The following is a 13,868-nucleotide window of genomic DNA, read 5'->3' on the forward strand; positions in this document are numbered from 1 at the left end:
AACGTTTAAGAAAATGCAGATTTGCACCCTGGCTGGCATCATTCCGGCTTTTGCATGAGGGAAAGCAAATGCAGGTTGGCTATGTACGCGTATCAACAAATGACCAAAACACTGCATTACAGCGTGACGCGCTGGAGCGCTCAGGATGTAAGCTGATATTTGAAGATAAAATAAGCGGCAAAACGTCAGATAGACCGGGGCTGAAGAAATTATTAAAAAGCCTGTCTCCAGGGGACACGCTTGTTGTCTGGAAGCTGGATCGGCTTGGACGAAGTATGCGGCACCTGGTTGTACTTGTGGAGGAGTTGCGCCAGCGATCGGTAAATTTCCAAAGCCTGACGGATAGTATTGATACATCAACTCCTATGGGGCGCTTTTTCTTTCATGTTATGGGGGCGTTAGCTGAAATGGAGCGTGAATTGATTGTTGAGAGGACTCGAGCGGGCCTGAAGACTGCCAGAGAGCAGGGGAGGATTGGCGGGCGTCGCCCAAAGCTATCTGATGATCAGTGGGCGCAAGCGGGGCGGTTGATTGCTGCCGGTGAGACTCGCCAGCGGGTTGCCTTGCTTTTTGATGTCGGGATATCGACGTTATACAAAAAATTCCCCGCCACGGTGAGGGTTGAGGCGGGGAAATGAAAGCCAGTAATGCAGTTGTTTAGAACAGGCTTGATGCGGCAGCGCTGATATTATTCAGCGCTGAGTTGGCTGTGTTTTGTAGGTTGCCGAGTAGGTCACTCACTGATGAAGACTGGAGGCTTTCGCGCAGGTCTTCATCTTGCCTTTGAAACGTGATCGTAAACTCTATTTTCTTCGGCTCCCCATACTGGTCAAATTCAGTATCGGTGGTCTGAAGCTGTGTTATCGAATACATGCCATATATCCGCCCGGTGCCGCTGATAAGAGGCCAGGGGCGTCCGGTGTATGCCTGTGTATCGAGCACAGTTAGACTCACCTTACCGCCGGTCACTGATGGGTACAAAACGCCGGATAGTGTGATTTGATCGTCACCCGCGCCAATGTATTGCCACTTTGCCGATCGGTTTATGCGTTCGTTCTTCACATGCCGCCAGGTCTTTGACTGCTGCAACTGTTGGTGGGGAACGGTTTTTAACTCAAAGACGAACATTCCGTAAACCATCATCATTGTTTTGCTCTCCTAATCGTTGTCTCTGAAACTGCTACCAGAGCGGGAACGTTTGTTTAGTTCCGCCCCAACTGCATCAGCCACCATCCGTGCAATGTCGCGGGCGTCGTTGCTGAGATTGCCGTGCATATGAATGTGAATATGCATTTCATCAGGCGCGGTGTTTTGCGCCGGTTTGCTGGCTTGTTTACTGGATTGCCCGCCAATAGCCTGGACTTCAGCCGCCGGTTTAATCGGTGCTGATGCCGCTGCGATAACCGGGCGCGCGCTAAGTTGGGCCAGGTTAGCGCCTGGGGCGGATTGCGCTTCCTGCCATGCGCCGTGGACGGCTAATGCGCGGGGCAGATTTTTAAACACAATATCGCCGGGGCCGATCCGCTTTTTGGTTTCATCCAGCATCCCGCCGGTGTTGTCGGCAATTTTCTGTAACCGCCGTTGCGTTCCTGTATCAGCGGCAATTACTGGTGATGGTGGGGTGGAGGCGGCTGGTTTATCGTCACTTTTTGGTGACCAGTTCCATTCCTTTTTCACCATCTTTTTCTGTTTGTCGTCCCATTCCCACGCTACCGGCTCTTTTGTCAGTGCCTGAGCTTTTGCGTGTGCCGCGTCGATGCCGTCAGGGATGATGTCCAGCTTTTTCAGTATCCAGACGATCATGTTAGCCAGCCCGGTCAGAGGCAGCATTAGTCCCTGAATTGCCAGGCCAAGCACTTTGCCGAACGTCTCCCCAGCGCTTGCGCATTTATCAAGCGTCTCTTTGCTGGTTGTCATTGGTGAAAGCAGGTTGCTGAACCACTGCCACAACTGAGAAACGGCATTTGAGATCACATCAAAGACGGGGGCCAGTCCGGCGAAGGCATCACGGAACGGCGTAAGCGCCTGCATTACACCGGCAAAGAAGCCCGCAAAGAAGGCTTTGATCGGCTCCCAGAATCGCCAGATAAGCAACCCTGTGGCAATGAAGGCCGCGCCAATCAGCCCGATCGGGCTTAACAGCAATGACAGTGCACCGCCGAGCACTGAGAGGGCCGAGCTAGCGCTCCCCATGATTGCAGGTATACCGGTCAGGCGGAGCAGGAGACTAGAAAGCCCTTTTACAATTCCTCCCAAGGCGGCACCTGGCGAGATAAACGCGGCGGCAAGCAGCCCGCGCAATGGGGCAAGCGCGCCAGCCAGTTTTCCGGCGTTGCCGGTCATGCTACTGAAGACAATGCCCCAGCCACGGACGCCGCCAAGCGGCCCGGATATAACGCCAGACAGGCGGCTGAAAAGTGTCACCGCGCCACCCAGCCCGCTCCCGCTGGTTAGCAGGGCAAAGCCGAGTTGAAGTTTTGCCAGTGGCCCCAGAAGTAAGCCAATAGCCAGGGATGTTGCGCCAATCCCGGCGGTAAGGGCCAGCGCACTGCCGCCAACAGCCAGAAGGGTTTTTGATAGCTGCGGATTCTTATTTGCCCATTCAGTCATCACGCCGATCGTGCCGGTCAGTGCTTGGGTGAGTTTCCGAAGTGCGCCGTCCGCCAGTTCTTCAATCTGGATACGGAATGCTTCCCAGGCGCTATCGAGTTCTTTTAGATCTCCGCCCAGGTTGTCCGCCATTTTTTTTGCGACGGTAGCGGATTCACCGGCAGCGCCCTGAAGTTCTTTTGTGAGCTTTTGTAGCTCTCCCGAACCTGCCGCCTGTACCAGTGTCTGAAGGCCCACAAAGGCCTCTTCACCGGCGATGTTTTTGATGAAAGATACCTGATCAACCTGCCCGTATTTCTTCGTGGCTTTGAAAAGGTCTAACAGTACCGTTTCCATCGGGCGCATTTTCCCGTTGGCGTCGGCAACCGACACGCCTAGCTCTTTCAGAGCATCAGCTGCGGCTTTTGGTGGTGAAGCAAGGCGGGATAGGCTGGAACGTAATGCTGTACCCGCGTCACTGCCGCGCAGACCGTTATTGGCAAGCATACCCGCCATCGCTGAGGCCTGTTCAAGGCTAATCCCCAGATTAGCCGCCACTGGCCCCGCGTATTTCATTGTGTCGCCCAGGGCGCGCAGGTCGGTATTGGTACGGGTAAAAGCGGCGGTTAACGTATCGCCAACCCTGTCCATCTGATCTGATGACAGCTTGAATTGGGTCAGGATGTTTGAACCGATATCAGCGGATTCACCCAGATCCATGCCACCGGCTAGCGCCATATTCAGAACGCCAGGCAACGCGGCCTGAATTGACTGTGGTGTAAAGCCAGCCATTGCTAAGAAGGCTTGCCCGCTGGCGGCGTCTCGCGTGGTAAATGCGGTTTCAGCGCCAAGTTTTTTGGCCTGGGCGCGGAGGGCGGCAAATTGTTCATCGCCTTTGTCCAGGCGAGTCAGTGCGCCTACGCGCGACATTTCCTCATCAAAACCAACAGCAGGGGCCAGGAAGCGCCCGGCGGCGTAACCCGCCCCCGCGCTTGCGCCAACTGCCATTGCGCCGCCGGTGCGTAATTTGCCCGCTGTGGTGCTCAGTCGGTCGTAACGGGCGCGCGCATTGGTCACGGCGGCAAGTTGTCGCCGTTCTCTCTCAAGCGCCTGGTTGTATTGCTCAGTGCGTCTGATGGCGCTTTGAATTGTGCGATCACCGCTAGCCAGCGAGACGCCGTGCGCGCGCAGTGCCTGGGACGCTTGCTGGAGTTTTGCGGTTTCCTGTGACCGGCTGGCATTCAGGCGATCAAGTTTTGCCGCCAGCGCTGTCATGCGCTCGCGCTGCGCGTCGGTCAGAACGGTGCCGGTCTTCTGGGCTTTATTCAGGCCATCAAAAGCGCGCTGTGTTGTGGTGAGTTGCTGGGCTGTCTTTTTAACGCGCTCATTCAGGCGGTTGAATGCCTGGGATTGCGTTTCCAGATCCTTGATAGAGGACTGTGTCTTTTTGAGGGATTCTGATAAGCCGCCCACTGAGTTACGGGCGGCATTTACCGGGCGGGTTAACTTATCAATCGCACTGAAGGCGACACGGATATTAAGGTCTTTCATCTTCACTGTTTCCGCTTCGGATAGCCGCCCGTTCACGCCAGGCTATCACCTCACTCAGGGACATAGTGAAAACCTCTGAGGGCGGCCAGTTGAAAATAACTGCAATGTCAGCAACCAGATCATCGATCAGGTCAAAGTGGGGTGCGATTACTCGCTCTCCGTCTCCGTCTCGCTCTTCGTGCCAGGCTCCTTCGGTGCCAAAAAAGGCGTTAGCACCTCACAAAGTTCAACAAAGTCAGATGTTTCCATTTCGCTGATTTCTTTGAGCTTCAGGCGTGGGGAGGTGCAGCGGGTTAACAGGGTGCTGATGCTGTCCACGTCCATATTCATGACGTTCACCAGGCGAAGGCCGCGCAGGGTGCCAGCCTGTTTTACTTCGTCAGTAATCGTGACGGTTTTGATATCTTCGTCGCCACGGGAAATCCAGCGGGTCAGTGTTACGGTGTTTTCTTTGGTCATTGTTTTAATCTCCGAGCGGCATCATCACGACGCCGCACCTGTAGTGGTTGTTTGTTACCCCATGCCCAGCGCAGACATCACGCGGGAAGGGTAAATATTTTCGCCGTTGCGTTTGTAGACGAAGTTAAGCAAGTCGATTTCCCATAGGGGTTTATCGTCAATTGACAGCTTGTAGTACGTGTTTTTAATGGCGTAGGTCACGGATGTGTCTTCACCCTGTTTGCTTTCGCCGCCGTCGATTTCAGTGAACTTGCCGCGCATTTCCACATCAACGATCTGGCTCTCGCCAGACGTGTAATACTCCCCGGTAAAGCGGATTAGCGTACCGTCCAGATCGCCGCCGTACTCCAGAAGTAGAGCCTGAACCAGACCGCCAACAACCATCGTTGCATCAAGTGCGCCGCTATCCAGTCCGAGATCGACGGCAACGGAACCAATCATGCCGCCGCCCTGGTAGTCTTCCGTTTTCCGGGTCAGTTTTGGCAGCGTCACAGATGTCACTTTGCCGATATTGTTTACGCTGTTCACGAAGCAGGTGAACAGCCGCAATTTTGCTGGAATCGCCATTTAGTTACTCCCCAGAGACGAAAACGCGCCTTCAAAATATTCATCGGTGAACGTCTGGATCAGCGTTAAATCTTCCATCGGCGGTACTGGCGTATACTTGTAACGGATCGCCACTTTTCCCTGAATCAGGTTTGCGGTCGGGTTGTCCACAATGTCAAACCACGCCTCCGCGCCAAGCAGCTTGCCAGCGGTCACAAGTGCGCTGAGTTTCTTGTTAATTGCACTCACCACGTCTTTCACGTTGGTTGGAGTAAGTGGCCCGTCAACGGTTTCAAACTGTGCCTCTGCGATGGTGTCCGCCAGGATTTGCGCCGTACGGGTGTACACCTCAAAAGTAAATTCATTGGTGTCAGTGGTGCGGTTGCCCCAGAAGCGGAAGCCGTTACGCTTGATGATGGTGGTGATTTCATCGTTGTTCAGCGTCTGGGCGTCGCTGTCTTCAGCCTGGAGCGCCCAGAAAACGTCCTTCGACATGCCAAGCACGTTACTGACGGCGATGTTAGACAGAGAACGATGCCAGCCGTATTGGTTGTCAATAAACGCGCGCAGCCCTACCGCATAGGCTGGGGCGGGAAACTCTTCATTTGCCCCGGACACTTGGTTATAGGCAATGTAGTTAGGCCAGATCAGCATGAGTTCACGTGATGCGAAGGTTTCACGATATTGCCGGGCCTCTGCCAGTGTGTTGCAGCCGTTACAGCCAGCATAAACAAAGGCGCGAAGCTGTTTGGCGATCACGCAAAGCTGTGATGTTACTTCTTCGGTATCGTATTCCGGCACCGCCAGGACGCGCGGGCGATATCCCGTTTTTTGTTCGGCGGTCAGTAGCGCATACATGCCGGTGTAGTTACCGTCAGCATCAGAGCCACCAATAATCAACTGCGACTGTGTTTCCGCCGTTTTCCCTTCCTCCGGCGGTTTAGCCGTGGCAACACGAACAACAATGATTTTCGCGCTTGCCTGGTCTGAAATAGCTTTCAGTGTTTTGTACAACGTCCCTGTTTTCCCTGCCTTGCCGAGCATCGACTGAGGCCGCGTGATAAGCGTTGGGATGTTAAGTGGGAAAGCGTCTTCGTCTGCGTCATCAGCGACGACAATCACGCCAATGACGCTGGAGTCAATGTCGTTAATTACCCTCGTGATGTCGGTTTCTTCTTTGGTGCGAGCACCGTGAAAACGTGTCTCAGACATGTTTGTCACCATTACGTTTTGTTGAGTTCGCCACCATGATTGCTGATTGACGTAACGGCTTCACGCCTTTCTGGTTGTGCTATCTCTCTGACAACTAAAACGAATTCTCCCACGCGCGCACGCGTGGAATTATTCAGCAAAACGGGAGGGTATATGAGTGTTTCAGTGATCAGCAGTATGATTTCGGGCGCGGCTGGCGGTGTCGATGACATCCTGACGGAGGCGTTAAAAATACCAGCATTCAGCGTCCGGCAGGGCGGGAAGGTGTTAACAGAATTATCAGATCGCGTGATATCCATCAGCCTGACGGACAACCGGGGTTTTGATGCCGATCAGCTGACATTAGAGCTGGATGACACTGATGGAAGCGTTGCTCTCCCGCCGCGTGGCGCTGAGTTGTCTTTCTGGCTGGGGTGGATGGGTGAAGCGCTGGTTTATAAGGGCATCTACACGGTTGATGAAGTGGCGCACGACGGGCCGCCCGACCGTATCACCGTGACCGCCAGAAGTGCAGATTTCAGAGAAGAGTTTAATGTAAAGCGTGAAGTCTCCTGGCATGATGTGACTGTGGAGCGGGTTGTGTCTGCTATCGCAAAACGGTATGACCTGACGCCGCAAATCAGCGATCTGTTGATGGATGTGGAAATTGACCACGCCGATCAGACTCAGGAAAGCGATATGTCATTTCTTACCAGAATGGCGGAAATGTTAGGGGCCATCGCCACGGTAAAAAATGGAAGTCTGCTGTTTATCGTGCCGGGTGGTGGTTTCACTACATCAGGGAAGGCTATTCCGTCGATTGCCATCACGCGCAGCAGTGGAGATCAGCACCGCTTCCGGGTTGCTGATCGTGACGCTTATACCGGCGTCCGCGCGTACTGGCTTGATCTGAACTACGGGAAAAAGAAAAAGGTTAGCGTTCGTCGCCGTGCCACAACGAAAAAAAAGGATAAGAGCAGCAGCAGGGAAGGTGACTACATTGAAGGCGCTGAAGGTAACGTTTTTATTATGCGTAAAACCTTCCAGAACGAAGAAGCCGCTAGGCGCGCAGCGGCGGCAAAGTGGCAGCAGTTACAGCGCGGCGCGGCGGAGTTTTCGATCACCCTGGCGCGCGGGCGTGCGGAGTTATACCCGGAAATGCATTCGACGGTGACCGGTTTTAAGGCAGATATTGACGCCCAAGACTGGATAATCAGCAAGGTACAGCATGACGTTGATAGCAATGGATTTACTACACAGCTTAACTTTGAAGCAAAAATATCTGACTGGATTGCAGAAACTGAATAGAATGGTGATGAGTTCAACTCCCCAGGGGAGTCACCATTATGTTCAAATGTCCACATTGCGGCGCTACGGCCCGCACCCGCACCAGTAAGCCTCTCAGTGAAGTCACGATCCGTCAGTACCATCAGTGCCAGAACATGGAATGCGGCTTGTCATTCACGACGCTTAACAGCGTTGAAAAAATTGTCACCAAGCGTGAGCGGCGCGATAAATTAGCGCCTGACTTTATTCCTGCAGGAGTCTTTCCCGCCTCGCATTATGGACGCGATCAACTAAATTTAGCGATTTAATGAAGGCCCCGCGGATGCGGGGCTTTGCTACTGATGTTTTTCCTATGCCCATCCCTAAACTGTACCCCTAATCAATGCTATCTTACGCTTATTAAAACCCCACAGAGGAAAGGGCATGGCCAAGGATCTCACCGCCTCCGCACATGATAGGCAAAATATTCTTAATAATTCGTATGCACTTAAGCACGCCGAAAAGCATCTCTCCTTAGGTGGGGTTGAATTTGACGGCGAAATGGTGTTTACCAAAAGCCAGTTAGTTGAGTTATTTGATGTTAGCGATGCGACGATAGAAAGGTATCTGACCAGCAATATCGATGAGTTGAAGAATAATGGTTATATCATCCTTAAAGGTAAAAATTTAAAAGAATTCAAAGAGGTGGCTGATGGTGTCCTCATGAATGAGGGTACCAAAACCTCGGTTCTTGGCGTGTTTAAGTTTCGGGCTGTTTTAAACCTTGCAATGTTGCTTGTTGAAAGCGAACAAGCGAAAGCGATTCGAGCGCGGTTACTGGATATTGTTATTGATACGCTGGCAGAACGTGCGGGGGGGCATACCAAGTTCATCAACCAAAGAGATGAAGATTACCTTGTTGCGGCATTCAAAGAGGAAAGCTACCGAAAGCAATTTACCGATGCCCTCAATGATTATGTTGATGCTAATGGCTGGAAGTTCGGAAAGCTTACCAATGCGATTTATCAGAGCATTTTCCATGAAAATGCAAATGAGTATCGAAAAGTACTGAAACTCCATCAGAACGATAAAATTCGCGACACAATGTATTCAGAGGTGCTTACCCTGATTGCAAGTTTTGAAGCTGGTTTAGCCCACGAGATTAAACAGAAAGCGACCCAACTGGGTAGAAAGCTGACATACAAAGAAGCTGAAGCCATTTTATCAACGATGGAGCAGCACCCGCTGTATGAGCCAATGCTGGTTGATGTACGCACTAAGATGGCAAGTCGAGATTTATGCTTTCGTGATGCCCTGCATGAAAAGCTTGAAGCGTATGTTCGCTCTGTTCCGGAGGGCGATTTTGAACGCTTTCTAGGGGAGAAAAGTAAATCTCTCGAAGATAGGTTGAATGACCCCGAAACCCTCGAAGTGTTTAAACGCTTAAAAGACCGCTAAGAGGGCCGCGTAGTGGATGAGATCCAGTTTAATTATTTTGATATTAAGCACGCCGTAGCGGTACACGATAAGATCATTGAGCGTTCAGGCGGTTTACACGGTATACGAGATCAGGGTGTACTGGAGAGCGTCCTTGACCACATACAGAATGATTGGTATTACCCAAGTTTTGAGTCGAAGCTTACCCATCTATTTTTCTCAGTTAACAAGCTTCATGCTTTTACCGATGGCAACAAAAGGTCGGGGATAATCCTTTCCGCGTTCTTTCTGGAAATAAACGGCTTTGAGCATTGCGTGGATCTGTTCATGAGGGAGATGGAGAACATCGCCGTCTGGGTTGCCGATGGAGCTATAAGTAAGGAGTTGCTCCAGCAGATAATCCATGATTATGTACTTTGTGAGGAGTTGCTGGAGAGCACAAAACTGGAACTCACTATCGCGATAATAGAACATCAGGCTCAGATGGAAGAAGGGGATTAAAGTATGAGCCTCACAATGTGAGGCCCGTCGATGTGGACAATGTGTGGACATCAAGTGAAACAAATCCTTTTGTTTCATTCAGTTATGGTGATATTTAAATCACCATCCCTGTCTTCCCCCACATGATGTGGGGGTTTTTTTTTGCCCAAAAAACGGTCTCTGATGGGGCGTGCTTGGGTGGCAGGCGAAGGGAGAAGGGATCAGTTATTGACTGTCTGCAGTGGTTCGAATCCGCAGGCGTCTGCTGACTTGTCGCAATCATAAAAACGTTCGGTTTTTGCGGCCGATTCAGGATACCAGTTATCGTTTCCTTCAATCGACACAATCAGATTGCTGAGTATATTCTCTTTCCCTTTACGGCTATACGTCAGGTCAATTTCCTGGCCGTTTGCCAGTTCGTAAGTGCAGTTGACTAATACGCCTTCAGCCAGTTTATTTTTTGCAAAATAAAGTGCAGTGACGAAGCGTTTAATGTCCTTCTGTTGGTGTACTTGAGAATTCCAGCTCCCTTCCCATCCGGATAAGGTAACGGGAGAGGTATAAATATGGTTTTCATAAGTGATGTTTTCTGGCGCTGGGCATTGCATGCTTTCCGTCGCGGCTGCCGCAGAGCCTGAAAGCAGGGCGAGCGTAAGCGCAGTACATATACTATGTTTCATTATTTTTTCCTTTATATTCGCTTGACTTATCTATTACTGAGTGAATAAGTGACCTGCAAGGAAAATATAATGAAAAAAGAGTGGTAAAGGCAATATTAATTATGAGTAATTCAGAGGTTGTGCCGATTTTTATTATTATTTAGGTCGTTTGATTTTTAATTGATGCTAAATGATATATATATAAAATGTTTTCTATTATTCACTTTGTTGATAATTGTTTACGCAGGCTGGTGCTAAACGGCTATATCTCATTTTCTACACTTCGCTGTCGTCAGACGATCATCGCTATGAGTTATACTACGCCAAGATGATGGCAGGAGTGTGTATGAATCAAACCTATGGGCGGCTGGTTAGCCGGGCGGCAATCGCGGCGACCGTGATGGCATCGCTGTTACTTTTGATCAAAATTTTTGCGTGGTGGTACACCGGATCGGTCAGTATTCTGGCTGCACTGGTGGATTCTTTGGTGGATATCGCGGCGTCGTTAACCAACCTGTTGGTGGTGCGTTATTCATTGCAACCGGCCGATGATGAACACACGTTCGGACACGGTAAAGCGGAATCATTGGCGGCGTTGGCGCAAAGTATGTTTATTTCCGGTTCAGCGCTGTTTTTATTCCTGACCGGGATTCAGCATCTTATCCAACCCACGCCGATGAAAGATCCCGGCGTCGGGGTGATTGTTACCATCATTGCGTTAGTGTGCACCATCATACTGGTCTCGTTTCAGCGCTGGGTGGTGAAGCGTACGCAAAGTCAGGCTGTTAGGGCGGATATGCTTCATTATCAGTCTGATGTTATGATGAACGGTGCGATTCTCATTGCGCTTGGGCTGGCATGGTACGGCTGGCATCGCGCAGATGCCTTGTTTGCGCTCGGGATTGGCATCTATATTTTATATAGCGCATTACGCATGGGGTATGAGGCGGTGCAGTCATTGCTGGATCGCGCTTTACCCGATGAAGAACGTCAGGAAATTATTGATATCGTGACGTCATGGCCGGGAGTCAGCGGCGCTCACGATCTTCGCACGCGGCAGTCAGGGCCGACCCGCTTTATTCAGATTCATTTGGAAATGGAAGATAATCTGCCGCTCGTTCAGGCGCATGTAGTGGCTGAGCAGGTCGAGCAGGCAATTTTGCGACGTTTCCCGGGATCGGATGTCATTATTCATCAGGATCCCTGTTCGGTCGTACCCAAGGAAGGCAAGATGTTTGAGCTTTCATAATTCGTTGTAAAAAAAGTGAACCAGGCCAGCATTTTGTGTATAAATTACCACCATTTGGCCTGACCTGAATCAATTCAGCAGGAAGTGATTGTTATACTATCTGCATATTCGTTGGATCGTTTCGATATGCGGAATCGACTTCCGGCAGCAGATTTCATTTTGCATTCCAAAGTTCAGAGGTAGTCATGATTAAGAAAATCGGTGTGTTGACAAGCGGCGGTGATGCGCCGGGCATGAACGCAGCAATCCGTGGTGTTGTGCGTGCAGCGTTGACGGAAGGGCTGGAAGTCATGGGGATCCATGATGGCTACCTGGGTTTGTATGAAGACCGTATGGTCCAGCTCGACCGCTATAGCGTGTCCGACATGATCAACCGTGGCGGTACCTTCCTCGGTTCTGCCCGCTTCCCGGAATTCCGCGACGAAAACGTGCGTGCGGTGGCTATCGAAAACCTGAAGAAACGTGGCATCGACGCCCTGGTTGTTATCGGCGGTGACGGTTCTTACATGGGTGCGAAACGCCTGACTGAAATGGGCTTCCCGTGCATCGGTCTGCCGGGCACTATCGACAACGATATCAAGGGCACCGACTACACCATCGGTTATTTCACCGCGCTGGGTACTGTCGTCGAAGCGATTGACCGTCTGCGTGATACCTCTTCTTCTCACCAGCGTATCTCTATCGTTGAAGTGATGGGCCGCTACTGTGGCGATCTGACCCTGGCGGCAGCGATTGCTGGCGGTTGTGAGTTCGTAGTGGTTCCGGAAGTAGAATTCAGCCGTGACGATCTGGTTGCTGAAATCAAAGCCGGTATCGCGAAAGGTAAAAAACACGCGATAGTAGCGATCACTGAGCACATGTGCGACGTTGACGAACTGGCGCATTACATCGAGAAAGAAACGGGTCGTGAAACGCGTTCAACCGTACTGGGTCACATCCAGCGTGGTGGTTCTCCGGTTCCTTATGACCGTATTCTGGCGTCCCGTATGGGCGCGTATGCCATTGAATTGCTGCTCGAAGGTCACGGTGGCCGTTGCGTAGGTATTCAGAACGAAAAACTGGTTCACCATGACATCATCGACGCTATCGAAAACATGAAGCGTCCGTTCAAAGGTGACTGGCTGGACTGCGCGAAAAAACTGTACTGATTGTTTTTTGCGCGCCTGATGGCGCTACGCTTATCCGGCCTTCAGGTTGCTGAGACTTGCAGGCCGGATTAGGCGCTAGCCGCCATCCGGCAATCCCTCAGATTTATTCCTCGAAGTTATAGCAAATCTTTTTTTATTCTTTAATGTTTGGATCGCTTTCTGGCACGCTTTGCTCATCACAACACCACATAAGAGAGCTGGGCGATGAACAAATGGGGCGTAGGGTTAACATTATTGCTGGCATCGACCAGCGTTCTGGCAAAGGACATTCAGTTACTTAACGTATCGTACGATCCAACGCGTGAACTGTACGAGCAGTACAACAAAGCTTTTAGCGCGCACTGGAAGCAGGAAACTGGCGACAACGTCGTGATCCGCCAATCACACGGCGGTTCGGGTAAACAGGCGACTTCCGTCATTAATGGCATTGAAGCCGATGTCGTGACGCTGGCGCTGGCTTACGATGTGGACGCTATTGCTGAACGTGGTCGTATCGATAAAAACTGGATCAAGCGTCTGCCGGATAACTCAGCACCTTACACCTCCACCATCGTTTTCCTGGTCCGCAAAGGCAATCCAAAACAAATTCATGACTGGAACGATCTGATCAAACCGGGCGTATCGGTCATTACGCCAAACCCGAAAAGCTCAGGCGGCGCACGCTGGAACTATCTGGCGGCATGGGGCTATGCCCTGCACCACAACAATAACGATCAGGCCAAAGCCCAGGACTTTGTCAAAGCCCTGTTTAAAAACGTTGAAGTGCTGGACTCTGGTGCGCGTGGCTCAACCAATACCTTCGTTGAACGCGGTATCGGTGATGTGCTGATTGCCTGGGAAAACGAAGCGCTACTGGCGACGAACGAACTGGGTAAAGATAAATTCGAGATAGTGACCCCGAGCGAATCGATTCTCGCGGAGCCGACCGTTTCCGTGGTCGACAAAGTGGTGGAAAAGAAAGACACCAAAGCGGTAGCGGAAGCCTACCTGAAGTATCTCTACTCGCCGGAAGGTCAGGAGATAGCAGCGAAAAACTTCTACCGTCCGCGTGATGCTGAAGTGGCGAAGAAATACGAAAATGTCTTTCCGAAGCTGAAGCTGTTCACCATTGACGAAGAGTTTGGCGGCTGGACGAAAGCACAGAAAGAGCACTTTTCTAACGGCGGTACGTTCGACCAGATCAGCAAGCGTTAAATAAATCTGTGAGTTACCAACCCGGTGGCATAACGCGACCGGGTTTTTTATTTGTCATGGTTTTGCGTTACTCTTGCCCCTCAATAGGATACAGGGAAC

15 protein-coding genes are annotated in these 13,868 nt (G+C 51.2%); 8 read left to right on the top strand and 7 right to left on the bottom strand.

Going from position 1 to position 13,868, the window contains the following annotated elements; all coding sequences use genetic code 11:
* The first annotated feature begins 68 nt into the window (after positions 1-68).
* Positions 69-638, top strand: coding sequence for a recombinase family protein (locus OGV69_RS02330; RefSeq protein ID WP_032174449.1), 570 nt, complete (start codon positions 69-71; stop codon positions 636-638).
* Between the two features lie 19 nt (positions 639-657).
* Here OGV69_RS02330 and OGV69_RS02335 read toward each other — a convergent pair whose 3' ends face one another.
* From OGV69_RS02335 to OGV69_RS02360, 6 genes are read right to left on the bottom strand one after another with little or no spacing between them, the layout of a single operon-like run.
* The gene (locus OGV69_RS02335; RefSeq protein ID WP_032174450.1) at positions 658-1,146 is read right to left on the bottom strand and encodes a phage tail protein; all 489 of its coding nucleotides are present in this window, start codon (positions 1,144-1,146) and stop codon (positions 658-660) included.
* A gap of 12 nt (positions 1,147-1,158) precedes the next feature.
* Positions 1,159-4,140: a phage tail tape measure protein gene (locus OGV69_RS02340; protein WP_286469049.1), complete on the bottom strand. Its 2,982-nt coding sequence runs from the start codon at positions 4,138-4,140 to the stop codon at positions 1,159-1,161.
* Positions 4,127-4,288: a GpE family phage tail protein gene (locus OGV69_RS02345; protein ID WP_032174462.1), complete on the bottom strand. Its 162-nt coding sequence runs from the start codon at positions 4,286-4,288 to the stop codon at positions 4,127-4,129. The genes OGV69_RS02340 and OGV69_RS02345 overlap by 14 nt, the downstream gene beginning before the upstream one ends.
* A complete protein-coding gene (locus tag OGV69_RS02350) occupies positions 4,288-4,599 on the bottom strand; it encodes a phage tail assembly protein (RefSeq protein ID WP_032174452.1) in 312 nt (103 codons plus the stop codon). The genes OGV69_RS02345 and OGV69_RS02350 overlap by 1 nt, the downstream gene beginning before the upstream one ends.
* Positions 4,600-4,653: 54 nt before the next feature.
* Positions 4,654-5,166 carry a phage major tail tube protein gene (locus OGV69_RS02355; protein ID WP_032174453.1) on the bottom strand — a complete coding sequence of 171 codons (513 nt, stop codon included), beginning with the start codon at positions 5,164-5,166 and terminating at the stop codon, positions 4,654-4,656.
* Positions 5,167-6,357 (bottom strand): phage tail sheath subtilisin-like domain-containing protein, encoded by a 1,191-nt coding sequence (locus tag OGV69_RS02360; protein WP_032174454.1) that lies wholly within the window; start codon positions 6,355-6,357, stop codon positions 5,167-5,169. It lies immediately after the preceding gene.
* A gap of 177 nt (positions 6,358-6,534) precedes the next feature.
* Between OGV69_RS02360 and OGV69_RS02365 the strand changes: the two genes are divergently transcribed.
* The 4 genes from OGV69_RS02365 to OGV69_RS02380 all read left to right on the top strand — a co-directional run bounded on the left by OGV69_RS02365 (position 6,535) and on the right by OGV69_RS02380 (position 9,540).
* Positions 6,535-7,644 (top strand): phage late control D family protein, encoded by a 1,110-nt coding sequence (locus tag OGV69_RS02365; protein ID WP_286469061.1) that lies wholly within the window; start codon positions 6,535-6,537, stop codon positions 7,642-7,644.
* Positions 7,645-7,682: 38 nt separating this feature from the next.
* Positions 7,683-7,931 carry an Ogr/Delta-like zinc finger protein gene (locus OGV69_RS02370; RefSeq protein ID WP_286469050.1) on the top strand — a complete coding sequence of 83 codons (249 nt, stop codon included), beginning with the start codon at positions 7,683-7,685 and terminating at the stop codon, positions 7,929-7,931.
* A 115-nt stretch (positions 7,932-8,046) separates the two neighbouring features.
* On the top strand, positions 8,047-9,060 hold the full coding sequence (locus OGV69_RS02375) for a DNA-binding protein (protein ID WP_286469051.1): 1,014 nt from the start codon (positions 8,047-8,049) through the stop codon (positions 9,058-9,060).
* Between the two features lie 12 nt (positions 9,061-9,072).
* Positions 9,073-9,540 carry a type II toxin-antitoxin system death-on-curing family toxin gene (locus OGV69_RS02380; RefSeq protein WP_286469052.1) on the top strand — a complete coding sequence of 156 codons (468 nt, stop codon included), beginning with the start codon at positions 9,073-9,075 and terminating at the stop codon, positions 9,538-9,540.
* Between the two features lie 200 nt (positions 9,541-9,740).
* On the opposite strand, the gene OGV69_RS02385 is transcribed toward OGV69_RS02380, so the two are convergent.
* Complete coding sequence (locus tag OGV69_RS02385) at positions 9,741-10,199, bottom strand: DUF3757 domain-containing protein (RefSeq protein WP_069324866.1); 459 nt, start codon at positions 10,197-10,199, stop codon at positions 9,741-9,743.
* 325 nt (positions 10,200-10,524) lie between these two features.
* Between OGV69_RS02385 and fieF the strand changes: the two genes are divergently transcribed.
* The 3 genes from fieF to sbp all read left to right on the top strand — a co-directional run bounded on the left by fieF (position 10,525) and on the right by sbp (position 13,769).
* On the top strand, positions 10,525-11,427 hold the full coding sequence (fieF, locus tag OGV69_RS02390) for a CDF family cation-efflux transporter FieF (RefSeq protein ID WP_038635968.1): 903 nt from the start codon (positions 10,525-10,527) through the stop codon (positions 11,425-11,427).
* 185 nt (positions 11,428-11,612) lie between these two features.
* Positions 11,613-12,575: a 6-phosphofructokinase gene (gene pfkA / locus OGV69_RS02395; protein ID WP_006686196.1), complete on the top strand. Its 963-nt coding sequence runs from the start codon at positions 11,613-11,615 to the stop codon at positions 12,573-12,575.
* A 204-nt stretch (positions 12,576-12,779) separates the two neighbouring features.
* Positions 12,780-13,769, top strand: a complete 990-nt coding sequence (sbp, locus tag OGV69_RS02400) for a sulfate/thiosulfate ABC transporter substrate-binding protein Sbp (RefSeq protein WP_038635971.1) — start codon at positions 12,780-12,782, stop codon at positions 13,767-13,769.
* Positions 13,770-13,868 lie beyond the last annotated feature (99 nt).

Source organism: Citrobacter sp. Cc139 (genome assembly GCF_030334645.1).
Lineage (GTDB): Bacteria > Pseudomonadota > Gammaproteobacteria > Enterobacterales > Enterobacteriaceae > Citrobacter > Citrobacter werkmanii.